The organism is Streptomyces sp. GL_140 (genome assembly GCF_057834465.1).
In genome coordinates, this window is the sequence record NZ_CM174404.1 from 42,803 (window position 1) to 66,872 (window position 24,070).

Here is a 24,070-nt window from a genome sequence, read left to right on the forward strand (position 1 = left end):
TCGCCGAGTCAGCGGGCCGAGCCCGCCTCCGGGGCCTTGGGGACCGGCGTCGTCTCGACCGGTACGGCTTGCACGAGGCAGGTGGGCTGCGGCTCGGCGGTCGCCTGCGCGAAGGTCGCCTCAGGGGCTGCGCCGTCCTCCTTCAGGGCTCCGGCCTCACCCGTGAGGATGCGCTCGTGCCACGACCTTGCGACCGCGAGCCCCGCCGCGTAGCAGGCGAGCACGGCCCCGAGGAGCAGGTAGTACAGCGGCGGCAGGGCGGACATGCCCATGACGGTGCCCAACGGCGTGAGGGGCAGCAGGATTCCGACGGCGGCTAGGCCCGCCGCGGACAGGAGGACGGGTCCCCGCACCCGCCCCTCGGCGGTGCGGCGGCCGGTGCGCAGCAGCATCATCACCAGGGCCTGGGTGAGGAGGTTCTCCGTGAACCACTCCGAGTGGAACACCGTCTCGTCCCAGTTGCCGAGCTGACTGTGCAGCACCAGGCCGAGGACCGTGAAAGTGGCAAGGTCCGCGACGGCGTTGAGCACCCCGAAGGCGGTGATGAAGCGCAGGAGGCCACGGGGACGCAGGGCGGTGGGCCGGGCCAGCAGGCCCTTGGCGGGCGCGTCGTAGGCGAAGGCCAGCTGGGCGGCGTCGAAGCACAGGTTCTGCACCAGGACCTGTGCCGGGAGCATGGGCAGGAACGGCAGCAGCAGGCCGGCGGTGAGCATCGCGATGACGTTGCCGACGTTGGAGGACAGCGTGATCCGGAGGTAGGAGACGATGTTGCTGCTGGAATGGCGGCCTTGGGCGATCGCCTCTCCAAGAGCTGTCAGGTCCTTGCCGGCGAGCACCACGTCGGCGCTCTCGCGCACGACGGCCGCGGCGTCCCGCGGACAGACACCCACGTCGGCGGCCCACAGCGCGGGCAGGTCGTTGACACCGTCACCGAGGAATCCGGTGGTGTGACCGGCACGGCGCAGCGCGGTGACGATCCGCGCCTTGTGCGCGGGGGTGCAGCGCGCGATGACGCGGGTGCGCTCGGCCACGGCAGCGACTTCGGCGTCCGAAAGCGCATCGATGCTGTCGGCCACGAGCACCTCCCCGGGATCGAAGCCCAGGTCACGGCAGGCACGGGCCGCGGTGCCCGGGTGGTCCCCGGTGAGGACCTTGCACGCGACTCCCCGGCCGGCGAGCACGTCGAGGGCTTCGGCGGCGGTCCGGGTGAGGGCTTCGCGGAAGGTGACGAAGCCCAGCAAGGTCAGGCCGTCGGCGTCGACCGATGGCCTGCGCAGGCCTCCCGGCCGTTCGGTGACGGCCACCGCGAGCAGCCGCAGTCCCCGGTCCGCCTCCCGGCCGACGAGGTCCAGCATTTCCTCCCGCCCGGCATCGTCGAGTGCGCAACGCCTCAGGACCGCCTCGGGTGCCCCCTTGACCACCAGGGTGTGGGCGCCGAACCGGCCGGGACCTTGGACGACGGCGGCGGACAGGCGCCGTAGCGGATCGAAGGGCATGACCTCCACGCCCTCGTACCGCAGTACGGCGTCCTCTTCGGCTTCGGCCAGGATCGCCTCGTCGAGGGCGTCGGGGGCGGGCAGTTCCGCGAGCTGGAGGGTCCACAAGGCGTTCACCGACGCCCAGTGCAGTACCAGTGGATCGTCCAGGCCCGCCGTGTCCACGGCGCGGTCGAGGACCGGCTCTCCCTCCGTGAGCGTGCCCGTCTTGTCCAGGCACAGCACGTCGACCGCTCCGAGATCGTGGAGTGCGGGCAGCCGTTTGACGATCACGTCGTGCGATCGGGCGAGGAGGGATGCGCCGCGCGCCAGACAGGTGGTGACGATGACGGGCAGCATCTCCGGAGTCAGGGCCACCGCCACGGCCACGGCGAACGGCACCGTCTCCAGACCCCGGCCGCGCAGCGCCGCATTGGCCATGAGCACCAGCGGCGGCGTCAGCAGCATGAACCGGATGAGCGCCCAGGCGATCCCGGACACCGATCGGTCGAAGGAGCTGTCCTCGCGCGCGCCCCGGCCGACGTCGAGGGTCGCGAAGCGCGTACGCGCCCCGGCGGATACGACGACGCCCGTGCCGCTGCCGGACTCCACACTGCTGCCCTGGAAGCACAGGTGCGGCTGCCCGAAGAGGCCGCGCTCCGGCGGACCGGGAACGTCGACCGGGTACTTGGCGACGGGCGCGGCCTCGCCGGTCAGGGCCGCCTGGTGCACGCTCAGCCCGCTCGCCCGCAGCAGCCGTACGTCGGCCGGTACGAGATCACCGGTTCCCAGGCGGATCACGTCGCCCGGCACGAGCTGATCGACCGGTATCTCCCGGGCCACCGTCGCGGCATCGTCGTCGGCCCGGCGCAGCACCGTCGCGGTGGCGGCGATCAGTTCGCGCAGTCCCGCCAGCGACCGGTCCGCACGGCGCTCCCCGGTGGCGCGCAGCACACAGCTGACAGTGACCAGCGTCAGGATCACGCAGGCCGTGCCCCAGGATGCGACCACGGCCGACACCAGGCCGAGGCAGAGCAGCACCGCGGTGAAGGGATCGCGCAGGCCGCGGCCGACGAGCACCGGCCAGGCGGCGGTTCGCCGGCCCGGCATCACGTTCTCGCCGAACCGGCCCAGGCGTTCCTCCGCCTGCGCCTCGGTCAGCCCGCGGGGTCCGCTGCCCAGCAGGCGCAGCGCCTGCATGGTCGTGAGCGACCACGGCCCGGGCTCATCCGCCGCTGGCGCGCCCGTCGGCCCGTACTCCTGCGGTCCTGTACCCGCGCCGACGGCCGAGCTGACGGGGAAGGACGTGTGCTCAGGCGCCGAGGCCACGGAGGTGGCCCGTCGTCCCGCTCGCGGCCCGGTCGCTCAGCTGTCCGACCATGAGCCTCACCACGGTGACGACATCGGGGTCGTCGACGAAGTAGACCTGCCGCCGGCCCTCCCTCCGGGAGCGGACGAGCCCGGCCAGTTTCAGCTTCGTCAGGTGCTGGCTGACAGCGGGCAGCGCACCGCCCACACGTGTCGCGAGGTGCGTCACGTCGTTCTCGCCCTGAGCCAGCGCCCAGACGATGTGCAGCCGGGCCGTCGAGGACAGCAGCCCGAACGCGGCGGCGGCCTGAGCCAGTACCTCCGCCGAGGGTTCCGCGAACCCATCGAGATCCTTCTCCACCATCGCCCTCCCGTCCCGTCCCTGCCGCATCGTCGAACCGGGCCAGTCTAGGTGCCCCACCAACCGGTCCCCGCTCATCCCGATTCGCCCCAGGAACATCTGGGACGAATCATTCGGTCTTCTTCCGGAAACGACGGGTGGCGCAGGGGTCAGGCCGGACGTGACAGCACGACCTAGGGCCTGTGTGATGTCGTGATCAGTTGGCGGCTTTGAGGAGGTCGTCGATCCAGATCATGGCGGCGCGGAGGTGGAGGCCGGCGAGGTAGCTGTCTGGGGATTTGTCGTAGCGGGTGGCGATCCCTCGCCAGGCTTTCAGCTTGTTGATCAGGCGTTCGACGGTGTTCCGTTCCTTGTAGAGGTCGGCATCGTGGACGACGGGCCGGCCGCCCCGGCAGCCCTTCTTCTTGCGGTTGGCGGCCTGGTCTCGTTTCTCCGGGATGACGGCCTTGATTCCGCGTTTGCGCAGGTAGGCGCGATTGCCACGGGACGAGTACGCCTTGTCCGCGGCGACCGCACCAGGTGTCGTGCGGGGGCGGCCGACCGGCAGGCGGACTCTGACCTTCGCGAGTACGGGGACGAACTGCGGACTGTCCCCGGCCTGCCCGGCGGTCAGGACCAGCGCGAGCGGACGGCACCTGCGGTCCGCGGCGAGATGAATCTTGCTGGTGAGGCCGCCGCGGGACCTGCCGAGCAGGGCTTCCTTCAGTCGGAGCCTGTGTCTGCGCCGGATCCGCCGGCGTCCGTCCTGTCCGTTCTGTTCCTCCGTGCCGCCCCCTTTTGCCGGGCCGTCTCCTGCTCCTGCACGGCGTCTTCCAGGGCCGACATGAGGTGCTTGCTGACGCGGAGCCCTGCGGCGTCGTGGTGGGCGCGGACCGTAGTGGAGTCCACGCTGACCAGCGACAAGTCCGTCCTGCCCACCCGGGCACCCTCGGCGATCAGGCCTTCCAGCAGGGCCGTGAACACCCCGGCGTCCCGCCACACGCGGAAGCGCCCGTAGACAGTGGCCCAGGGGCCGAACTCGGCAGGCATCTCCCGCCACTGCCCACTGGAACGGAACCGCCAGATCACACCCTCGAACTGCTCCCGCAACCGCTCCGGATACGGCCCGTACCTACCGATCGGCAGATACGGCTCGATGAACTTCCACTGGGCATGGGTGAGTTGCCTACGCGTCACAACCCCAGTCCTACCTGATTCCACCCCTCAAACAGGCCAGAACCCAGCAGTTGATCACGACATCACACAGGCCCTAGGGCCGCCGCTGCCGGATGCGCTCGGCGACCTCGCCGCCTTCGGTCTCCCACCAAGGGCGTACCAGGTCCGGGTTCCGCTCCTGCCCCGGCACGGCGGCCGCGGGGACCAGTTCGGTCTCCAGGCGACGGTCCAGCACCCCGGCCTGGGCGCGTTCGGTGCGGAACCACTGCACCAGGATCACGAGCAGGAATGGCACCGTGACGAGCTCGGCGATGCCGATCATCGCACCGCCGCCGAGCTGCTGGTCGTGCTGGATGTCCGGCGCCCAGGACGGTGCATGGTGCACGTACCAGGCGCCGGCGATCAGGGTTCCGTGAGTCATGACGGCGATACCCGGCACGGCGTCGACGATCCCGTCGAGGAAGATCAGCCCCGCCCGCACGGGGTGGGTGCACCAGGAGGGCAGCGCTTCCTCGCGGGTGAGGACGGGCAGGACGAACAGGAGGCCTGCGACCAGCAGGTGCAGGTAGAGCAGTTCGTGCAGCCAGTTGTGGGCCAGGGCGGTCTCGAAGTACGGGGTGAAGTACACGGTCAGCTCGGTCGTGAGCACCAGCGCCGTGCTGACGAGCGGGAAGGTGAGCAGCCGGACCAGGCGGCCGCTCATGACCCGCCGGACGCGAGCCACGCCGTGCTCGGGCAGGGCGCGGAGGGCCAGTTGCAGCGGGTCGCCCAGCGCCAGTCCGAGCGGTGCAATCAGGTCGAGGAGTACGTTCTGGACCGCGGCCGGCCAGAACAGCGCGTGGTCGTACACGGCGAGCGCGGACATCGTCGCCACGACCAGGGTGCCGAGGCCGAGCACCGCGAAGGAAGCGGTACGGGCCGGGGGCCATGCCTCGCCCCGGCGTCTGAGGCGGAGCACGCCCCAGCCGTACAACCCTCCGAGCACTGCGGCCACCAGCAGCGCGGGCAGGTCCAGCTGCCACGAGGACAGCAACCGCCCCCAGGTCAGCTCCGGCAGGCTCCCCGCCGCGGTCGCGGCGAGCGGCATCCCAGGCATCCGGCTCTTCCCTTCCCACCAGCTCCCACTGGCCCGCGAAGCCCGCGGACCAGTGGCAGGCTAGCCCTCCCGGCGGACCGGTCACGCCACGGCCCCCAGGACCGCCGCCCCGCGTGACTCTCACCACAGATACTTGCTCGCTTGCGTCACTATGCAACCAATAGTACGTACGGTGCGTCTCACCGAGCACAGAACCCTGGTTGCGCGGGCCGGACGGAACGCGAGATACCGGCGCAGCGCCGGACGGACTGGTGAGAGCGGGCGCATGCACGAACAACAGGCGGCAGTGGCAAGCACCCGGCGGGGGCGCCACGGCGCGAGCGCCGCGCGACGGTCCCCTCGCGCGGGCGGCGCACCCCTCGCCGGGAAACCCGGGCCCACCGCGGTGCCGGTGGCCCTCGCGGTCCCGCCGCTGCTGGGGGTCGGCGCGGACGCCGTGACAGGACACGGCCCCGGGTGGGGGCTGGCGGTCGGAGCCGCTGCGGGAGCGGCGCTCGCGACCCTGCTGGCGACCCGGCGCGGCACCCTGTCCTGGGTGGCGCCGCTGCCCGCCCTCGTGGTGGCCGCCGTGACGGCGGGCGCCGGGCTGCTCGGCGTCGGTTCCCCGGGCTCCGGCAGCGCGACGCTGAGCACCAACCTGGTGCGGTGGGCCGTGACCGGGTTCCCGGCGATGGCCGCCGCGCAGACCGCGGTCCTCGCGGTACTGGCTGCACGACGCGCACGTTCCCCTCGGCACGGGAGGCCCGACCATGGCTAGGAAGCAGACCCGTCCCGCGCGGTGGGCGAAGGCGCTGCGCGCGGCGGTATGGGTGACCTCGGCCATCGTGATGGTCGCGTGCGGGGTGACCTGGTTCGCGTACCGTTCGCTGGCCGACGGCCTGACGACGTCCGGCGCGTTGGACGCGGTCAGGAATCAGGCGCCACCGCACCTTGACAACTCGGTGAACCTGCTCCTGATCGGGTTGGATTCCCGCAAGGACATGGACGGCAATGACCTGCCCAAGGAGTTCGTGCAGGACCAGTTGCACGCCGGGTCCTGCGAGATCGGCTACTACAACACCAACACCCTGATCCTGATGCACATACCGAAGGACGGCGGGAAGGTCAGCGCGTTCTCGATACCGCGGGACGACTACGTGCAGACCTTGAAGGGAGACGGCTCTCCCCAGGGCGAGTACAAGATCAAGGAGGCGTACTCCTACGCCTATGACGCCGCGCGCGAGCAGCTCGTCCGCAAGGGCGTCAAGGGTCCGGCGCTGGAGAGCCAGAGCCGGGAGGCGGGGCGGGAGGCGACGCTGGCCACCGTGCAGCAGTTCACCGGCGTGGCCATCGATCACTTCGCCGAGGTCAACCTCCTCGGCTTCTACGACATCGCCAAGGTGCTCCAGCCGATCACCGTCTGCCTCAAGAAGCCGGTCAAGGACCACTACTCCGGCGCCGACTTCCCCGCCGGGGTGTCGAAGCTCGACGCGAAGCAGGCACTCGCCTTCGTACGCCAGCGGCACGGACTGGACGAGGGTGACCTGGACCGCACCCGGCGCCAGCAGGCGTTCATCTCCACGGTGACGCACCAGCTCAAGAGCGAGGGCGTGTGGGGCGATCTGGGCAAGCTGCGGGGGCTGTTCGACGTGGTCAAGAAGGACGTTGTGCTCGACAGCTCGTGGAACGTCCTGGACTTCGCCCAGCAGGCGCCCAACCTGACCGGCGGCAATGTGGAGTTCCACACCCTTCCCATCACCGGCTTCGCCAATCGCAAGGGCGAGGAGGTCAACCTCGTCGACCCGGCGAAGATCAAGTCGATCGTCCAGCAGGCATTCGGCCCCAGCCCCTCGCCGTCGCCGTCCGGTTCCGACGACGCCAAGCCGGACTCCAAGGCCGCACCGGCGACCGTCGACGTCCTCAACGGCAACGGCACCAGCGGCATGGCCGACACCGAGCTCAAGTCCCTTGCCGCGCTCGGGTACACCGCCGGTCGCACCGGCAACGCGGCGGCGCAGGCACACACCAGCGTGGTCTACGGCAGCGGAGCCGAACAGGCCGCACAGCAGATCGCGGGACGCCTCAAGGCCGAACCGGCCCAGGCGAGTTCCACCGTGGCCGCCGGACACGTCCGCGTCACGATCGGCGGCGACTACCGCCTCCCCGCCGACCCGGCCCCGGCCCCCTCGGCGTCGGCCTCCACCTCGGCCGGGGAGAACTCCTCGGGGCCGGCGGTGAAGGCCGGCGGGGTGCCCTGCGTCAACTGACGGTGGGCCAGGGGTCGGGTCAGTTGCCGAGGGCCACTTGGGTGATCTTGACGACGACCAGGATCATCGCGATGAGCAGGTACGCGCGCAGCGCCCCCATGCCCATCTTGCGTCCCGTCGCCATGGCCGGACGGGTGAGCGTGTCCAGCGGAGGCATCCGCCAGGCATCGCGTCCCGTCCGGTCGACGGGGCCCTCCCCCGACCGGCTGCGTCGGCGCGCGATGGTGCAACCGGCCAGCAGGACTCCACACCCACCGCAGGCGGCCATGATGCCGAGGATCACGCCCGCCGTGATGCCGGGGAAGAGCACGGACGCGGTGAGGATCACCGAGAGGGTGACGAGTACGCCGACGACCGCGGCAGTGAATGCGTTGGTCTTCGGGCCGTTGACCCAAGGACCCAGCACCTGACGGTCGTTGCAGAGCAGGAGCAGGAACACCGAGGCCGACGGCAGTAGGACCCCGGCGAGGGTCTGGACGCCCGCGGTGAGCAGGCCGAGGGGTGAGCCGGGGATCAGGACAATGGCGGCGGCTGCCGCGACGAGCCCGGCGTAGACGGCGTAGAAGCCCTTGGCTCCCTTGACCCCGTGGTGCAGCGAGTGCTTGATGCCGACGACGTCACCGATCGCGTAGGCGGTGGACAGCGAGACGGCGAACGCGCCGATGATCGAGGCGTCCAGCAGGGCGACGGCGAACAGCACGCCCGCGACCTTCCCGGCGTGGGCCTCGATACCGGCCGCCAGCCCTCCGGCATCCGAGAATCCGCCCGCCCCCTGGCCACCGGCGAAGGCCTCGGCGGCGATGCCCATCAGGGCGGCCGCGCCGATGACGACGATCGCGATGCCGATCCACAGGTCGGCCTTCTCCTACTTCATGAAGCGCGGGGTGATGCGCTTGTCGATGACGTACGACTGCTGGAAGAACAGTTGCCAGGGCGCCACGGTCGTGCCCACGATGCCGATGATCAGCAGCATGACGGCGGCCGGGCCGCCGGAGCCGCCCGGAAGGACAGGTACGACGAAGTCGTGGGCCACCTGAGAGGACTTCGGGTGGACCATGAAGTAGACGGGGACCAGCAGCAGGCTGCCCGCGCAGAGGACGACCGCGACCCGTTCGAAGCGGCGGAAGGAACCGGTGAAGGCGGAGGTGACGATGATCGCGGCGGCCAGCACCACCGACGCGACCTTGGGCAGACCCAGGTATCCCGTCGCCAGGGTGATGCCGATGAACTCCGTCACCAGGGTCAGCGCGTTCAGCAGGAACAGATCGATGACCGAAAACGCGCCCCAGAACTTTCCGAACCGTTCCAGGATCAGCCGGGCGTGCCCTACTCCCGTCACGGCACCCAGCCGCAGCACCATCTCCTGGTTGACGTACAGGACCGGGATCAGCAGGAGCAGGGTCCACAGCAGGCTGGTCCCGTAGTTCTGGCCGGCCTGCCCGTACGTGGCGAAGGCCCCGGCGTCATTGTCGCCGACCATCACGATCAGGCCCGGGCCGACGATCGCCAGTAGCGTCTTGAGCTTGGCGGTCATACCCCGGCGCTCGCCGTGGTCGTCCAGCGTGATCGTGCCGAGGGCGCCGCGTATGTCACCGATGTGCGCGTCGTCGAGTACGGCGGCCCGCGGTGCCGGTACGGCCGCGGGAGCGGGTACCGGCGCGGTCGGAGGGATCGGAGTCCGAGTCGGATCGAGTGCTGCATTGGTCATGACGAGCCTCCCAAACCCCTGTGCGGGGGAAGGTATTGGGGGCGCGCGGCACCCAGCCACCAGCGAGCACGCAAGCCGACGGCCCGGGGCGGCATTGGGCCGCACGGGTGCGAAGGCGGCGCGCGTACGCCGGAGTTGAGGTGGGCTACCGCGCGCCGCGGAAAGGTGACGGCGTGCGAGGGAAGGGCTGTTGATGGCCCGGACTACTGCAACCGCGGTCCATGCCTCTCGCCTCCTTCCAGCCAAGGGCGCCCGGTCGGCGCCACATAGACTCGGCAAGGAGCGGTCCGGCCGCGCTCCGCGGCCGGCTCACCCCAACTCGTCAGAGCTTTGGCACTGCACGGCGTAACCCCCGGGTCCGGGGCAGCCACTTGGGGTCACCCCTTAGGTCGGGGAGACCTGTCCTGACCCTGGGCGTCTCTCGACGTCGTGGGGTCAGTGGCCTGTGTCCGTGCAGACGCCTCACCGAACGAGGTGCCTCCTGCAAACCACTGCATCATAGAACGACACTTGCGCGATCACGCAAGTATTTGGCGAAGCCTTGACCTGCACCGATGCACCGTCAGGCGGGTGCCACCCGTACGCCCGGGGCGCACCCCGAGGGCGCCCGGAGGCATCTCCGCGCACGACGCGACCCCGCCCGCACCACGGCACCACTTGCCGCCCCCTCGCCGGACCGCTACGGAGCGCGGGGCCCGGAGTGGTCGCAGGGGACTCCTGCGACGCGCGGTGAGCGGCGATTTCGCACGGAGTTCCCATGAACACGCGGCCGAATAAACGGCCCTCCACGCCTCTCAATTCATTACTTGCGCAACTCATTGAGTGATGCCTAGGGTGCGGATCATTCCATCTTGCCGGGGATGTTTCGCGTTTGGTCATCCATTCCCGCTGGGCCTTCTGTACGCGCGTCAGCACACTCCCCCTCCCCTGCAGTCCAACGGAGGTCGGCCATGTCGGACCGCATTCTTGACCATTCGGCTTCAGCACCCCGAGAACCAGCAGAACCAGCTCCCCGGCACGGCGAGATACGCGGGGCCTTGGGAACCGTGCCGCACTTCGGCCGGCCCGGCCCGGCTCCCCGGTGGTGGGGAGTCCTGCGGATCCTCCTGGCCGTACTGGGGCCTGGGCTCATCGCCATGGCCAACGACTCGGCGGCTTTCAGCACGTACACCCAGGCCGGCCAGAACTACGGCACGCGGCTGCTGTGGACGCTGGCGCTGCTGGTGCCCGTGCTCTACGTCAACCAGGAGATGGCGGTGCGGCTGGGCGCGGTGACCGGCGCCGGGCACGCACGCCTCGTCCGACGGCGCTTCGGCCGGTTCTGGAGCGCCTTCTGCGTCGCCGACCTGCTGCTGGTGAACGCGTTGACGGTCGTCGTCGAGTTCATCGGCGTCTCGCTCGCGGTGAGTTACCTCGGCCTGCCCCGCCCTGCGAGTGTGGCGGTAGCCGCCGTGGCGGTCGTCGCCGCGGCCTCCACCGGCAGCTTCCAGCGCTTCGAACGGGTCGCCCTGGTGCTGTGCGGAGCCTCGCTCCTGCTGGTCCCGGTCTATCTCCTGGCCCACCCTCAGCCGTCGCGAATGGCGGGCGACTTCTTCCTCCCGGGGCTGCCGGGCGGGGCCGGGACCTCGGACGTACTGCTGCTGACCGTCAGCATCATCGGCGCAGCCGTCACTCCGTGGCAGGTGTTCTTCCAGCAGTCCTACGTGGTCGACAAGCGCATCACCCACCACTTCCTGCGCTACGGCAAGGCCGACATCTGGCTCGGCCTCGTACTGACGACTCTGGGCGCGGTCCTGATCATCGGCTGCACGGCCCAGGCCTTCGCGGGCCACCCGGGCTCCGGGGGCTTCAGCGACGCGGGCGGCGCCGCCGTGGGCCTGGAGCGGTACGCGGGGCGAGTGGCAGGCGTACTCTTCGCCGTCGCGCTCCTGGCCGGGTCGGTCATCGGGGCGTCGGCGGTCTCGCTGTCCACCTCCTACACCCTGGCCGACGTATTCGGCTGGGAGCATTCCCTGCACGACGGAGTACGCAAGGCGCGCGGCTTCCACGTCGTGACGGCCGCACTGGTGCTGGTCTCGGCCCTGGTCGTCCTGGCCCCGGGCGCTCCCCTGGGGCTGATCACCGAGGGGAGCCAGGCCCTGGCCGGTGTGCTGCTGCCCTCGGTGACGGTTTTCCTGCTGCTGCTCTGCAATGACCGTCACCTGCTGGGCCCTTGGGTGAACACCCGCGTCCAGAACGCTCTCGCCGTCACCGCGATCGCCATCCTGGGCGCGCTCTCCGCCATCCTGACGGCCTCGATCGCCTTCCCGGGCCTCTCGGCCCGGCAGATCATCCAGATCCTCGTGGCCGCGTCCGTACTGGGAACACTCGCGGGCGGCTGGTACCTCCTTTCCCGCCGCCGGAGGCCGCCCCGCACGGCGCCCTCCCCCGTGACCGCCGCCGAGTGGCGCAGGCCGGAGCTCGCCGCCCTGCCCGCGCCGGCGCTGTCCCAGGGGCGGCGTCTGGCCCTCACCTTGCTGCGGGTCTATCTGCTGGGGGCCGTGGCGCTGGTCGGCGTCAAGGTCGCTCAACTGGGCTTCGCCTCATAGAAGGATCCGCCCCGGTGCGCCGCGGCATGCACGCGGTCCTGATCTCGGCTGTCCAGTACGGCCTGATGACCCGTGAGCCGTGGTGGTCTCGGTCCCAAACCCGTGGAGTCCCGGATGGAGCGCGGTGCGGACGCGCTGGCGCTGGGGGCCGGTGTGCTGGTGAGGTGACTCCCTTCGTGACTCTGCTGGCCATTTCACGATTCGTCTGTCGTGATCTTCTCTGGGTGGGACGGTGGGAGGATGTTGATGTTTGCGGGGGTTTGGTGGGGTGGTCCGTGATGTCCTTGTGGCCCAGGTACGGCTTAAAGGTTCCGGTGATGACGGAGCGGGTCGCGCGGGCGGCGTTCCCGAAGGGCTCGCTGGCGATCCGGATCCGTGACGTGCTGGGCGAGCTTTTCGCCGATGAGCAGTTCGCTGATCTGTTCGCGGTTCGGGGGCATCCCTCGACGTCGCCGGCCAGGTTGGCCATGGTCTCGGTGCTGCAGTTCGCCGAGGGGCTGACGGACCGCCAGGCCGCGGACGCGGTCCGGGGGCGGGTGGACTGGAAGTTCATGCTGGGGCTGGCCTTGGAGGATCCGGGCTTCGATGCCTCGGTGCTCAGCGAGTTCCGTACCCGCTTGGCCGGCGAGGGCCAGGCTGACCGGCTGCTGACCCTGATGCTCCAGCACCTGGAGCGCGGAGGGCGGCAGCCTACCGACGCCACCCACGTGCACGCCGCGATCCGGATGCTGAACCGTCTGGAACTGGCGATGGAGACGCTGCGGGCAGCCCTGGAGGTGCTGGCTGTCGCAGACCCGGTCTGGCTGCTGGAACACACCCCGCTTGCCTGGTGGGAGCGCTCTGCCCAGCGTGCGGACGACTCCCGGCTGCCCCAGTCCGAGACCGCCCGCGCTGGGCTGGCTGCCATTTGCGGGAACTTCCCGCGCTGCGGGTCCTGCGGAAGGTCTGGGTCCAGCAGCACCACCGCGACCAGGGTGGGCATCACTGGCGCGGGAAGGACGACCTGCCACCCGGCGGGACCGCGATCGGCAGCCCCTACGACACTGATGCCCGTTACGGCATCAAGCGCGGCATGGGCTGGCGCGGTTACAAAGGTCATTTCACCGAGGTCCGCGAACCTGACCGGCCGCACGTCATCGTGCACGTCGCTACCAGCACGACCACCTTGAACGATATCGAGACGGTCACCGGACGCCACACCGATCTCGCTGCGGCCGACCTGCTGGCGGACCGGGAACTGGTGGACGCTGCCTACGTCAGCGTCGACCACATCCTGGACGCTGCCAATGGCCACGGCATCGACCTCGTTGGCCCCCTGCCCCCGGACTTCTCCTGGCAGACCCGCGACCCGGACGCCTACGACCTGACAACATCGACTTCGACCAGCGCCATGTCACCTGCCCGACCGGCGCGGTCAGCCGAAACTGGCGTGATTCGATGAGCGCCGACGGGCTGGCGACCATCCAGGTCACCTTCCGCCTCCCGGACTGCACCCGCTCGAAGGTCAACGCCCGCTCCCTGACCTTCCGCCCCCAGCGGCAGTTCGAGACCCAGCGGCGCCTACGCGTCGAGCAGACCTCCGACGCCTGGCGCGAGCAGTACGCCCTGCGCTCGGGCATCGAAGGCACCATGTCCCAGGCATCCAGACGCTGCGACGTCCACCACGCCCGCTACAAAGGCCTCGCCAAGACCCACCTGCAACACGTCCTCACCGCGATGGCCCTCAACCTCGTACGCATCGACGCCTGGCTCACCGACACCCCTCACGGCGGCAGCTGGACCTCCCGCCTCACCACACTCCGCCACTCACTCACGACACCGTGAATAGACCAGCAGAGTCAATCACGGGGTCACCTCAGAAGCCGCCGCCACCTCACCCACACCCGTGAACCTGCCCCCGATCACCACCCTGCGCGGCCACGGCTACCGACTGGAGACCGACCCACCCGAACCAGCACCCGAAGGCACCGGCACATGACACGTCCGCGCCGCACACGGCGCAATACATGGGGCCAGCTGGCCGTTCGACGAGTACGCGCCCAGTCCAGGGAACAGACCACGACGCCGGCACGGCGTGATGATCTGCTCGGCACAGCGGCTGTCCATGCGCGCGGCGCTTGCCTTCGAGGGGCCATCGCGCGACAGCCGGCCGGAACTACGTACGGGATTCCCGGTCAGGCACTCCACTGCCAGTACAACTCCGGCACACAGATCAGATGCGCCAGTGTCATCAGCTCGGCGCCGTTGCGCACCAGGCCGCTTCACCAACCAGCGGCGGAAGCGGCCGGCCTCGGCGGCGACGCGCGCGATCGGCTGCCCGGCATGTGATGCGCAGGCATGGCCCCTTGTGCGCTGTGGTGCCCCGCCATTGCCCCCTGCTGCTACTCAGGTTCTTCTCGCCGCGGTGGCTGAGGCCGGGCCCGGACTGCTGCGGGCGGCGCTTCAGCGGCCGGTCCGTCGCCCGGCAGGATCACCGGGGCCCCGGTCCTGCGAGATCGCACGCGGGTGACGTCCATGTCGCAGCCGGAGGCCAGCAGCGGCATGTGGCGGCGGGCAGTACCCAAGACGAGCCAAGTCCTCGCGGCCACCCCGCGGAGCCAGAGGCCGCTCAGCCCGAAGTGGGCTCACTCGCGGTCGACGCCGGACACCTGTGGAATCGTTGGCGGGGCGCCTGAACGCGCGGGGACCGGCCAGTGTGTCGCCCCCAAAGTCTGCCCTGGGAGGGCTCGTTTGCGGCTTCAGTTGTCCTAACGCGTTGGCGTAGGCCTGACCGAACTTCAGACACCATCCGCGGACGGTCCCGTAGGAGACGATCACTCCGCGCTCGAGCATCAGCTCCTCGACCTCACGGAAACTGAGCGGAAACGGAAGTACAGCCACACAGTGCGAGATCACCTCCACCGGATACCGATGGTTCCGGTACGACGGCACCCCGGACGACACGGACGGATCCCTCCCCGGACAGGCAACCCGAAGATCATCCCACCCCCACCCGGCGCGTGACAGCACCTATCGCACAGGAATCGGCCCCACACCAAGTGAAACGGCGGGGCTAGTACTCCAGTGCGGGTTCGTGATCTATCCGCTGGTGTCCTCGGCTGACCGTCGTCGGTAGTGGCTGCGTCGGGCTGTTGCCTGGTGGCGTCTGCGCCCGTTCGACTAGTGCAGCAGTCTGGCCGGGGACATGACTGGTTGGTTGAAGACGGCGGCGAACGGGTGGCGGATCTCCGCGACGGTCAGGGCTATCGGGTTGCTACCGCGCGTGGAGTGATGCGGTTCTGGTGGCCGGCTGGGGGCTGTGTCGGCAGCGACGGCGGCGAGGAAGGCCAGCGCGAGCATGGCGAGTGTGACGTGCCGGTGCCAGCCGTCCCAGTGCCTCACCTGGTAGTGGTCCAGGCCGACTTGGCCCTTGGCGGCCTGGAAACATTCTTCGACGCTCCAGCGGGTGCCGGCCACTCGGACGAGTTCGGCCAGGGGTGATGCCGTGGGGGCCCAGCAGAGGTAGAAAGCGAGTTCCCTCGTGGTGGAGTTGCGGCGGATCAGCAGGTGGCGGTGCTCGTCGGTGCCGATGCCGATCCAGGCCCAGTCGTAGTAGCGCGGGCCCTTTGCTCCAGCTCCGGCGCTCTGTCGGTGCCAGGCGGCCTCGGGCAGACGGCCGGCGACAGTGTCCGCGCGGATCGGGGTGCGGCCGGAGTTGATCCGGACCCGGATGGAGCAGGCGACGGCCAGGACGTAGCCCGTCCCGTGTGCCTCCAGGGCGGCACGAAGTTGCGGGCCCTGCCCGTATGCTTCGTCGCCGGTCACCCACGGTGCCTTTACCCCGGCATCCAGTGCGGCGGCGATCATCTCCCACGCCAGGCGGGGTTTGGTTGCGAACTGCACGTCGTCCGGCACTCCGGCCGCATCCCGGCGCTCGGTATCACCGCACCAGGAATGCTCGGGCAGGTAGAGCCGACGGTCGATCAGTGCCCGCCCGCGGCTGGTGGCGTAGGCGAGGAAGACGCCGACTTGGCTGTTCTCGATGTGTCCCGCGGTGCTGGTGTAGTGCCGCTGCACGCCCGCCGAGGACCGGCCCTTCTTCAAGAAGCCGGTTTCGTCCACGATCAGCACCCCACCGACGGTGCCGAGGTGGTCGATGGCGTAGGCGCGGACCTCGTCGCGGACGGCATCGGCGTCCCAGCGGGCGCTTCGCAGCAGACGCTGCATCGGCCCGGGGCGGGCGTGACCGGCCTGTTCGGCCAGCCGCCAGCAGTTCTTCCGCTGGACACCGGACAGCAGCCCGAGCAGGTACGCGCGGGCAGTGGCCCTCGGCTCCACCCGTCGGAACCGGCCCGCAATCCGGGCCATAGCCTGGTCGAACATCGCCCGCCAGCGGGCAGGGTCTACGCTATGGCCCGCGGCCACCGCACAATCTTCAGGAGTCCACACAACCCCCGATGATCACGCGGTGGCCGTTCTCGCTCCAGGCCTGGTCCTGGGCAGTGCCGAACTCCTTGGTTCGGCCCGTCGGCCTCTGATCGACAAAATAGGCACATGGACAGCGAACCTCTGCGGATTCCGCTTGACCAGCTTCGGCACGCCTTCGAGCTGGCAATGCAACACATCGAAGCGTCAGCCGGCAGCGCGGTGGCGCTCGAACACGAATACTTCTGGTCCGTTCCGGGCGACGAACTCTACGACGTCCCCAACGAACCGAGAACGATCACAATCGGGCAGCTCTCCGAGTCATGGCAGCACCTTGAGGACCTCCTCGCCGATCCGAACCGGGCCGTGGGCCACCACCTGGTCTGGCTCGCCGATGTCCTCCGTGCGATCGGGCAGGGCACCGCCCAGTAGCGCGACACGCGCGACGTGACGTGGAACTACGAAGTCAAAGTGGAGTACTAGTCGCCGGCGTCCTACTCGGCCTGCACCCAGGCCAGCTGCTCGTCGCTCAGCAAGGGGTCGAACCCCTCCGGGAACATCAGCATCTTCGGCTGTGGCCACATGTTCTCCGGCCCGTGCTGGTCGCAGTGCAGGGCTATCAGGTGCGGCCCTTCCCCGCAGGACTCGTGCCAGTAGGGGCGGTCATGCGCCTGGCAGAAGGACCAGAACCGAAAGCAGTCATCTTTTTCAGTCGGCTCGTAGAAGCTGGGATCGCGAACGATCGTGGTCACCGGCTCCTGCCGGTTGAACCGGGGAATGGGCCGGGGATCGCACCACAGCAGTCGGGGAGGTATCACGCGCCAATCCTGCCCGAGGCCGACCCGTTCGGACTATTGGGTTGTTGGTCCGGTTATGCCGTTGACTGATGTGCAGTGGTCGCGGATTGAGCCGCTGCTTCCGGACCGGACTCCACGACGTGGCGGGTGGTGGCGCGATCATCGGCAGGTTATCCAGGCGATCGCGTGGAAGTACCGCAGGGTTTTCCGTGGGAGACATGCCCTCCGAGTTCGGTTCGTGGAAGGGTGTCTACAACCGATTACGGCCATGGGTGATCGACGGCACGTGGGCAGCGGGTGTCTACCGACCTTCTCGCCCAGACGGACGGCGACAGGGATCTCGACTGGGTCGTCGCGGTCGACTCAACGATCGTGCCGGGACGCCTCCTCGCGCCCCTGCAGCGGGGGCTCGAAGTCCTCGACGCCCTTCCGCTGGATCTCGACGGCGGGCACACCGTGATCGCCGCCCACGCCCGTCAGGAACTCATCGTCTACATCCCCCGCGGCAGCGGCGCCGACCTAGACGGCCTCCAGGCGTACGGGAGAGATCCTGGGCTGTTGCTTTGCCCGTATCTCGAGTTAAGGGGGACAGAACGCAGGGCCGATACCGTCACTCGCGGTGCCTGATCGGAGTTCCAAGGAGTTCGGTCAGGTCCGCCTCGACGGCTGCAAGTAGCGTCGGTCCCCAGATGGTCAGTGTCTGTTCCCACGGGTGGCCGAAGGTTCCCAAGCGCAGGTCGTCGGTTACGTGGAGGTAGTAGTCACCGTTGGGAAAAGTGCCCTTGCCGGGTCGGGGCGGCCGTCCGGGAACGTTGGTGCGGCGGGGGTCGTAGCGGTAGCCGTCGTGATTCCAGTCGAGCCAGTGGACGAACTCCCCGGGCTCGGTGGCGGTGAGCAGTCCGCGCTGGACGATCGCGTCGAGTTCCGCGGGGAGGTCGGGGACGGGCCGGAGGTGGGAGTGCAGGTTCCAGACCGCGCAGGGAACGGGTTCGGTGATTGCGGGCCGGTGGGTGGTGCTCGGCTTGAAGTCGAAGTCTGCGTAGAAGCGGTCCCACAGTGGGCCGTCGTCGTGGAGCCAGTCGAGGAATTGTGCGGGGCGGGCGGTCTCGGGGCTGCCCGGCGGGCTCCAGTGGTAGGAGCGGACGGTGGCGGCCTCTGTGAAGCCGGCCTCAAGGAGGCTCTCGCGCAGGGAGCCCGCGGCCTCGGCGAGCAAGGGGTGTCCGAGCCAGGCGCTTTGGCGCCAACGGTCGGTGCAGGCTCTGACGAAGTCCGGATCCTCGCTGGTGAAACCACCGATGAGGGTGAAGGGGATCTCGTCGCCGTACGCCCAGGCGACGTCTGTGACAATCCCGTTCTTCAGCAGGACCTCGATGAGGACGTCGCCCTCGTCCGAAGAGCCGTCCGCGATCATCTCCGCGTACGGTGCCGCGTGGGGGCCAGGGGAACCTACGGCGATCTCCCGGGCCCGCTCGGCCTGGTCCCGTACCCGGTACAGGTCACGCACCCCCTCCCGGGGCTCCGCCACGTCAACGGACTGCTCGCTGGGTAGCGGAGCGGCTATCAGCACGGAGCGCTCCCAGCCCGGGGTGAACCCCGCCGCTGTCAGTGCTTGTCCCAGGTCGGGCAAGTCGTGCCCGTACACCTTCCACTCCACCGGTTCACCGCGCTCCGCGAAGGCGGTCTGCTGGGTGCTGTCACGTTGTCGGGGCGGGGGTGGGATGATCTTCGGGTTGTCCGTCCGGGAGGAAGCCCGTCGTGTCGTCCGTGGTGCCGTCGTACAGCAACCACCGGTACCCGGTGGAGATCATTTCGCACTGTGTGTGGCTGTACTTCCGCTTCCCCCTCAGCTTCCGCGAGGTCGAGGAGCTGATACTGGAGCGGGGTGTGGTCGTCTCCTACGAGACGGTGCGCCGCTGGTGTCGGAAGTTCGGCCAGGCCTATGCCAACGCCTTGCGCCGACGGCGTCCGCGGCCGGGCGACAAGTGGCACTTGGACGAGGTGTTCGTCAAGGTCAACGGCGAGTGGAAGTATCTGTGGCGGGCCGTCGACACCGACGGCAACGTCCTGGACATCCTGGTTACCAACCGGCGTGACAAGGCTGCGGCCAGGCGTTTCTTCCGTCGGCTCCTCACCACCACCGGCCGGGTGCCGAGGGTGATCGTGACGGACAAGCTGAAGTCCTACGGGGCCGCCCTGCGTGAGGTGATGCCCTCGGTCGAGCACCGCTCCCACAAGGGATCCTGCTGGCCAAATGTGGGGTCGGTCAGGCCGTGAGGGTGAGGTCGAGTCTCGCGAGGTGACTGGTGCGGGTGTGGTCGAGGGGTTGGTTGTTCCACCAGGCGTCGAGGCGGATGAGGTTGAGGGCGACGGCGGAGTAGACGTGTTCGAGGTGGGTCTTCGCGAGGCCGCGATAGCGGGCCTTACGGTTACCGGTGACGGCTGTGGCCTGGCGGATAATGCCCTCGACGCCGGCGCGCAGGGCGTTTGTGGCCTGCCAGCCGGCGTCCTGCTGGGCGGCGTGGTTGATGTTGATCAGTTCCTGCAGGTCCCGTGGGCGCAGGGTGAGCTGGCGGCCCTGGCGTGTGGCGTCGGTGCATGCCGCTCTGACCGGGCAGGGGCCGCAGTCAGCCTCGTCGAAGCGGACCGCGATCCCTTCACGGCCGTGCTGCCGGGCCGGGCTCCAGAACCGGCTGGTGGCGCCCTGGGGGCAGGTGGCCTGCTCGGCGTCCCAGTCGATGGTGAAGGCTTCGCGCTGGTAGCCGGAGTTCTCGCGGTCCTGGCGTGAGGTGCCCGCCAGAAGCGGTGCGACCAGGGTGATCCCGAAGGCGGTCCGGGCCCCGGCGAGGAGTTCCGCGCTTGCGTAGCCGGAGTCGAGGTAGTGCTCGGCGGGCAGCAGGCCCCGGTCGGCGAGGGCCCGGTGGACGGGCTCGACCAGCTTCACATCGGGCACGGTCGCGTCCGTGGTCGCGACATGTGTGATCACGTTCGGGATGTCCGGACGCGCCCGGCGTCCCGGCCGCGGGGCCCCTGCGCTGGGCCGGGGCCGCTGGCAGACCTCGCTGATGTGCAGTTTGTACCCGGTCCAGTGCACGGCGTTCTTGGTGCCGTTGCGGGCGTCGAGGTCGTAGGGCGAGGCCAGGCGCAGTCTGCCGGGCGGGAGACCCTCCTTGTCCGCCTCCCGCCGTTTGACCACCTCCCGCCCGTCGCCGTCGGTGGTGACCAGGTAGTTCTGCACGGTGATCCGGCGCAGGACCTGGACCGCGGGCAGCTCGCGCAGCCACAGGGGCGAGTCCGGGTTGTGGACCGCCCGCAGGAGGCCCACCGCGTCACGGCCGTAGTCCAGGGCGAGTTCGTCCCGCTTGGCCTTGGAGCTCGCGGGACGCCAGCTCTCGTCGATGCGCCGCCCGTATCGGCGGTTCCACCCGCGGACGTCCACGGCCTGCGCTACCCAGTGCGGGGTCGCGGCGGACAGCGCCTCCAGCGCGGCCCGCACCGACTCCCCGCACAGCTCGAGGCGGTTCAGGTCCCGCACCGCCGCCAGCACGTGGGTGGAGTCGGTCCGCTGCCTGCCCCCGGCCTTGACCAGGCCCTTGTCCTTCAACGCCGCCAGCAGCAGATCCAGTACCCGCTCCTCCAGGCCGTGCTCGACCACCCGGGTGCGGAACTCCGAGAGCACCGAGGCGTCGAAGCCGACATCCTCCAGTTCCAGGCCAAGGCAGTACTTCCACGACAGGTCGAACCGGACCCGGTGGGCGGCGGCGCGGTCGGTCAGGTTCTCCGCCATCTGCAGCACCGTCACCATCGCCAGCCGCCCCGGCGACCAGCCCCGCCGGCCCCGCAGACCGAACGCCCCCGCGAACTCGGCATCAGCGAACAGCCCACCCAGCTCATCCCGCACCCGCATAGCCAACGGCGGCGCCCCACGACCAGCCACCGCCCGCGCAACCCGCACCGTCACCTCAGGGACCTCGGGCCACTTCTCCGGCAGCAACGACATAACTCCCACCCCACCAGCCGGGAACGACAGAACCGGCCACCACCATGCCAACCACCCGCCCCCACCGCAGGACACGACATTTGGCCAGCAGGATCCATAAAGGGCTCAACAACCGGGCGGAAACTCGCACCAGCCCACCCGGCAACGCGAACGCGCGATGAAAGGCTTCCGCACCGTCGGCGGAGCGCAAGGCTTCCTGTCCGCGTTCACCGGCATCTCGACCCACTTCAGACCCCACCGGCATCTCATGACCGCCGGCCGCCACCGCTTCGAAATGATCATCCGCTTCACCATCTGGAACCAGATCACCGGCAACAGCGGCCTGCCCGCCACAGCCTGAACAGCAGACGGACAGCACCTCGCCGCACCCTCAGACGATCACACCCCCGACAAGGTGACCGCGCCGAACGGCTCGATCCACGTCGGATCGCTCGCCGAGGTCACCCCACCCATGCCGTGACCAACGCGGAAGTGAGGCGGCGGTTACGGGACAGCCCTGAGGCCGCCTCTTCCGGATCATGTGTGGTCCGCGGTGCCGATCTCCGCGTGGACCCGGAGGGGGATCGGGGTGAGCTCCGGGGCGGCTCAGGGTGGTCACTGACGACCAACGGTCGCTGCCGGGGCGATGGTTGGTCCAGCGCGGGTACCGCGCTGATCCGAGCGCCCACCCAGTTCCCAGGAGACACCGATGACCACCCGTCCCCGCGCCGCCCGCCGTTTGACCGTCGCCTGCGTGGCATTGGCCGCACTCGCGGCCGGTCTGGCCGGCGCCCCCACGTCCACGGCGGCGCCCGGCGGGCTCGCTTTCCACGACTTTCCCGACACCCGGGACGCGGCCGCGGTGAGGACGTTGCTGGCCACGCTGCCTGACGGGGTGACGGACGCAGCCCTGGTTCGGGTGGCCGGCCGGGGCATGCGCACTCCGTACACCGGGACGGCCGGGCCGGTGGAGGCTGGCGCACGCTTCCCGGTGGGCAGCGTGACCAAGGTTTTCACCGATGCCCTGGTGCTCCAGTTGGTCGCCGAGCACCGGATCGGCATCGACGAGCCCGTCCGCCGTTACCTGCCCGAGCTGGTCCCGGCCGGCTATGCCGGTGTGACGGTGCGCCAGCTTCTGGACCACACCAGTGACCTGCCCCGTCCGGCCCGGGTTCCGCTCGACCCGCGCGCAGTGGTGGCCGCCTCCTTCGAAGCGGACGCCGCAGCCCGACCCGGCCGGACTCCGGCCCCCGGAACCGTCCAGCAGTACAACGGACTGAACAGCTTCGTCGCCGGGCTGCTCGTGGAGCAGGTCACCAGCCGCCCCTTTGCCGACGAGCTGGACCGGCGGATCCTGCGCCCGCTGAACCTGCGCGGCACCGCCCTCTCCGAGGACCCTTCGATAGCCTGGGCCTGGTCGGAGGGCGGGCTGATGTCCACAACAGCCGACCTCGACGCGTTCCTGCGTGCCCTGCTGGATGGGCGCCTCCTCCCTCCGGCCCAGCAGCGGCACCTCTTCGAAGTGCCCGCGGTACCCAGTGGCCCCGAGAACACCAGCTGCCCCACGCGCGCGGCCTGCTTCAGCGCCGGCGGGCTGATGGGAATCGAGCTGAACGGCACCAAGGTCTGGGGCAAGACCGGCTCCAGCGGCGGATGGACCAGCGGCGTCTTCGCGAGCACCGAACAGCACCGCCGAACGGTCTACACCCTGCGGCCCGCCACGTCGGCCACCCCTGAACAGCAACGTGCCCGTGTCGAGGCAGTGGTCAAGGCAGCCCTCGCCGACCAGGAGCTGTCCGGCCGATGATGTGGTTACTTGCGCCTGTGTCGTTGACGTGGGCTTGAGGCGGAGTGGTGTGGGTGATGCCGACCGGGCAGCTTCGTCCGTTGAAGTCGGCGGCAGCCCACGTTGTGGCACCACGGGATGAGTACACTTCGCTCTTTGTGTCGGGCCGGGGAGGGGCGGGTTCGGAAGTGGCATTCACGGGGCAGCGTGGCGTCCGGATGACTTCGAGGGAAGTGATTGAAGAGCATAAGAAAGGGCGGCGGGACTTCGCTTATGTTGAGGTGGTGAATGCCGATTTCTCTGGCATAAACCTGGAGGGCATCCGTTTCTACGGGGCCTGGCTGTCCAGGGCCAACTTTTCAGGAACGTCACTGCTCCACGCCCAGTTCAAGGATGCCGACCTTGCGGAAGCCGACTTTACTGGGGCCACACTGGCTGTTTCCGACCTGATAGGAGCGCGTTTCAGAAACACGGTTTTCAGTCGTGCCGATTTTACTGGTGCTGCACTGGACGGTGCCGACTGCACCGGAGCCGACTTCAGGGAAGCGTTCCTGAACAGCGTAAAACTTGGGGGTGCAAATCTCAGCGGGGCCAGATTTGACGGGGCGAGACTAAGTCACGCAAACCTCAGCAAAACAGACCTCGGGGCACTATGCGGGGCTATAAATCTCCGACATGATAATCCCTCGTCGATTGACGCCCACGCCGTCATGAAGTCGTACCGCCACCCCGAACTGTACAAATTCATGCTTCGTTGCGGTGTCCCTCCCCTCTTTGTTGAAAACATGATCGATTGTGCGCGAACACTCGGAGAGTGACGCCACGGGGACCTGGACTGGTAGAGGGTGGACGGGGCCAAGCTTCCGTATCACTGCTGCGCCGCCACCCGCGGGGTGTGTGTCTCGATCGAGCACGCCCCACCGGGGCCGGCCGGACCTGGACTTGGGTGTGTGCAACCGATCGTGTGACCGCTTTGCGTCCGGGTTGTTGATGCGGACATGGGGCGGGGTGATCTGAGTTGTGCCGAGTGGGAACGGCTGCGGCCGTTCCTGCCGGTCAGCAACAGGCGTTGTGGCCGGTGGCGGGATCACCGTCAGGTGATCGACGGGATTCTGCACCAAGTTCGGACCGGAGTGCAGTGGCGTGACCTGCCAGAACGGTTCGGCCCGT

At 69.2% G+C, this 24,070-nt stretch carries 16 protein-coding genes, 7 pseudogenes and 1 riboswitch; of the genes and pseudogenes, 13 read left to right on the forward strand and 10 right to left on the reverse strand.

Annotated features, from left to right (window positions below; translation table 11 throughout):
* Positions 1–8: 8 nt before the first annotated feature.
* The 4 genes and pseudogenes from mgtA to AC3IYJ_RS00280 form a co-directional block, all read right to left on the reverse strand.
* Positions 9–2,675, reverse strand: coding sequence for a magnesium-translocating P-type ATPase (gene mgtA, locus AC3IYJ_RS00265; RefSeq protein WP_489399336.1), 2,667 nt, complete (start codon positions 2,673–2,675; stop codon positions 9–11).
* A 112-nt stretch (positions 2,676–2,787) separates the two neighbouring features.
* The gene (locus AC3IYJ_RS00270; RefSeq protein ID WP_489399337.1) at positions 2,788–3,147 is read right to left on the reverse strand and encodes an ArsR/SmtB family transcription factor; all 360 of its coding nucleotides are present in this window, start codon (positions 3,145–3,147) and stop codon (positions 2,788–2,790) included.
* Between the two features lie 193 nt (positions 3,148–3,340).
* Positions 3,341–4,320: pseudogene (locus AC3IYJ_RS00275) on the reverse strand (IS5 family transposase).
* Between the two features lie 73 nt (positions 4,321–4,393).
* Positions 4,394–5,395, reverse strand: a complete 1,002-nt coding sequence (locus AC3IYJ_RS00280) for a cytochrome c oxidase assembly protein (RefSeq protein WP_489399338.1) — start codon at positions 5,393–5,395, stop codon at positions 4,394–4,396.
* Between the two features lie 286 nt (positions 5,396–5,681).
* Here AC3IYJ_RS00280 and AC3IYJ_RS00285 point away from each other — a divergent pair, with 286 nt between their 5' ends.
* Positions 5,682–6,152: a DUF6542 domain-containing protein gene (locus AC3IYJ_RS00285; RefSeq protein WP_489399339.1), complete on the forward strand. Its 471-nt coding sequence runs from the start codon at positions 5,682–5,684 to the stop codon at positions 6,150–6,152.
* Positions 6,145–7,641, forward strand: a complete 1,497-nt coding sequence (locus tag AC3IYJ_RS00290; RefSeq protein WP_489399340.1) for an LCP family protein — start codon at positions 6,145–6,147, stop codon at positions 7,639–7,641. Before AC3IYJ_RS00285 ends, AC3IYJ_RS00290 begins: the two co-directional genes overlap by 8 nt.
* Positions 7,642–7,660: 19 nt before the next feature.
* Here AC3IYJ_RS00290 and AC3IYJ_RS00295 read toward each other — a convergent pair.
* Positions 7,661–9,349, reverse strand: a pseudogene (locus AC3IYJ_RS00295) (NRAMP family divalent metal transporter).
* Positions 9,350–9,655: 306 nt separating this feature from the next.
* A riboswitch (M-box (ykoK) riboswitch) is annotated at positions 9,656–9,830 on the reverse strand.
* 565 nt (positions 9,831–10,395) lie between these two features.
* On the opposite strand from AC3IYJ_RS00295, the gene AC3IYJ_RS00300 reads away from it, so the two are divergent.
* The 4 genes and pseudogenes from AC3IYJ_RS00300 to AC3IYJ_RS00315 all read left to right on the forward strand — a co-directional run bounded on the left by AC3IYJ_RS00300 (position 10,396) and on the right by AC3IYJ_RS00315 (position 13,761).
* Positions 10,396–11,937, forward strand: coding sequence for an NRAMP family divalent metal transporter (locus AC3IYJ_RS00300; RefSeq protein ID WP_489402641.1), 1,542 nt, complete (start codon positions 10,396–10,398; stop codon positions 11,935–11,937).
* 278 nt (positions 11,938–12,215) lie between these two features.
* A pseudogene (locus tag AC3IYJ_RS00305) lies at positions 12,216–12,567 on the forward strand (transposase); the annotation flags it as partial.
* Between the two features lie 535 nt (positions 12,568–13,102).
* Entirely contained in the window at positions 13,103–13,378 is a 276-nt protein-coding gene (locus AC3IYJ_RS00310) for a hypothetical protein (RefSeq protein ID WP_489399341.1), read from the forward strand.
* Positions 13,375–13,761, forward strand: a complete 387-nt coding sequence (locus AC3IYJ_RS00315; RefSeq protein WP_489399342.1) for a transposase — start codon at positions 13,375–13,377, stop codon at positions 13,759–13,761. Before AC3IYJ_RS00310 ends, AC3IYJ_RS00315 begins: the two co-directional genes overlap by 4 nt.
* Before the next feature lie 906 nt (positions 13,762–14,667).
* Here AC3IYJ_RS00315 and AC3IYJ_RS00320 read toward each other — a convergent pair.
* A pseudogene (locus AC3IYJ_RS00320) lies at positions 14,668–14,880 on the reverse strand (IS6 family transposase); the annotation flags it as partial.
* A gap of 216 nt (positions 14,881–15,096) precedes the next feature.
* A complete protein-coding gene (locus AC3IYJ_RS00325) occupies positions 15,097–16,299 on the reverse strand; it encodes an IS701 family transposase (protein ID WP_489399343.1) in 1,203 nt (400 codons plus the stop codon).
* A 171-nt stretch (positions 16,300–16,470) separates the two neighbouring features.
* Between AC3IYJ_RS00325 and AC3IYJ_RS00330 the strand changes: the two genes are divergently transcribed.
* Positions 16,471–16,773 (forward strand): hypothetical protein, encoded by a 303-nt coding sequence (locus AC3IYJ_RS00330; RefSeq protein ID WP_489399344.1) that lies wholly within the window; start codon positions 16,471–16,473, stop codon positions 16,771–16,773.
* 62 nt (positions 16,774–16,835) lie between these two features.
* Here the strand turns inward: AC3IYJ_RS00330 and AC3IYJ_RS00335 are convergent, their stop codons facing one another.
* Entirely contained in the window at positions 16,836–17,093 is a 258-nt protein-coding gene (locus AC3IYJ_RS00335) for a hypothetical protein (protein ID WP_489399345.1), read from the reverse strand.
* 342 nt (positions 17,094–17,435) lie between these two features.
* Here AC3IYJ_RS00335 and AC3IYJ_RS00340 point away from each other — a divergent pair, with 342 nt between their 5' ends.
* The gene (locus AC3IYJ_RS00340) at positions 17,436–17,765 is read left to right on the forward strand and encodes a hypothetical protein (RefSeq protein WP_489399346.1); all 330 of its coding nucleotides are present in this window, start codon (positions 17,436–17,438) and stop codon (positions 17,763–17,765) included.
* Here AC3IYJ_RS00340 and AC3IYJ_RS00345 read toward each other — a convergent pair.
* A complete protein-coding gene (locus AC3IYJ_RS00345) occupies positions 17,749–18,780 on the reverse strand; it encodes a DUF2716 domain-containing protein (RefSeq protein WP_489399347.1) in 1,032 nt (343 codons plus the stop codon). The genes AC3IYJ_RS00340 and AC3IYJ_RS00345 overlap by 17 nt on opposite strands.
* Before the next feature lie 113 nt (positions 18,781–18,893).
* Here AC3IYJ_RS00345 and AC3IYJ_RS00350 point away from each other — a divergent pair.
* Positions 18,894–19,376, forward strand: a pseudogene (locus AC3IYJ_RS00350) (IS6 family transposase); the annotation flags it as partial.
* 25 nt (positions 19,377–19,401) lie between these two features.
* Here the strand turns inward: AC3IYJ_RS00350 and AC3IYJ_RS00355 are convergent.
* Complete coding sequence (locus tag AC3IYJ_RS00355; RefSeq protein WP_489402642.1) at positions 19,402–21,042, reverse strand: IS1182 family transposase; 1,641 nt, start codon at positions 21,040–21,042, stop codon at positions 19,402–19,404.
* 182 nt (positions 21,043–21,224) lie between these two features.
* On the opposite strand from AC3IYJ_RS00355, the pseudogene AC3IYJ_RS00360 reads away from it, so the two are divergent.
* The 4 genes and pseudogenes from AC3IYJ_RS00360 to AC3IYJ_RS00375 all read left to right on the forward strand — a co-directional run.
* Positions 21,225–21,344, forward strand: a pseudogene (locus tag AC3IYJ_RS00360) (IS6 family transposase); the annotation flags it as partial.
* Between the two features lie 479 nt (positions 21,345–21,823).
* A complete protein-coding gene (locus AC3IYJ_RS00365; protein ID WP_489399348.1) occupies positions 21,824–22,921 on the forward strand; it encodes a serine hydrolase domain-containing protein in 1,098 nt (365 codons plus the stop codon).
* A gap of 197 nt (positions 22,922–23,118) precedes the next feature.
* Positions 23,119–23,718 (forward strand): pentapeptide repeat-containing protein, encoded by a 600-nt coding sequence (locus AC3IYJ_RS00370; protein ID WP_489399349.1) that lies wholly within the window; start codon positions 23,119–23,121, stop codon positions 23,716–23,718.
* Positions 23,719–23,898: 180 nt separating this feature from the next.
* A pseudogene (locus AC3IYJ_RS00375) lies at positions 23,899–24,069 on the forward strand (transposase); the annotation flags it as partial.
* Position 24,070 lies beyond the last annotated feature (1 nt).

Bases quoted from the DNA above. Each gene is read 5' to 3' on its own strand.
- AC3IYJ_RS00290 (WP_489399340.1), top strand. From the start codon at position 6,145: ATGGCTAGGAAGCAGACCCGTCCCGCGCGGTGGGCGAAGGCGCTGCGC.
- AC3IYJ_RS00365 (WP_489399348.1), top strand. From the start codon at position 21,824: ATGACCACCCGTCCCCGCGCCGCCCGCCGTTTGACCGTCGCCTGCGTG.
- mgtA (WP_489399336.1), bottom strand. From the start codon at position 2,675: ATGCAGGCGCTGCGCCTGCTGGGCAGCGGACCCCGCGGGCTGACCGAG.
- AC3IYJ_RS00370 (WP_489399349.1), top strand. From the start codon at position 23,119: ATGACTTCGAGGGAAGTGATTGAAGAGCATAAGAAAGGGCGGCGGGAC.
- AC3IYJ_RS00315 (WP_489399342.1), top strand. From the start codon at position 13,375: ATGAGCGCCGACGGGCTGGCGACCATCCAGGTCACCTTCCGCCTCCCG.
- AC3IYJ_RS00280 (WP_489399338.1), bottom strand. From the start codon at position 5,395: ATGCCTGGGATGCCGCTCGCCGCGACCGCGGCGGGGAGCCTGCCGGAG.
- AC3IYJ_RS00270 (WP_489399337.1), bottom strand. From the start codon at position 3,147: ATGGTGGAGAAGGATCTCGATGGGTTCGCGGAACCCTCGGCGGAGGTA.
- AC3IYJ_RS00355 (WP_489402642.1), bottom strand. From the start codon at position 21,042: ATGCGGGTGCGGGATGAGCTGGGTGGGCTGTTCGCTGATGCCGAGTTC.
- AC3IYJ_RS00325 (WP_489399343.1), bottom strand. From the start codon at position 16,299: ATGTTCGACCAGGCTATGGCCCGGATTGCGGGCCGGTTCCGACGGGTG.
- AC3IYJ_RS00330 (WP_489399344.1), top strand. From the start codon at position 16,471: ATGGACAGCGAACCTCTGCGGATTCCGCTTGACCAGCTTCGGCACGCC.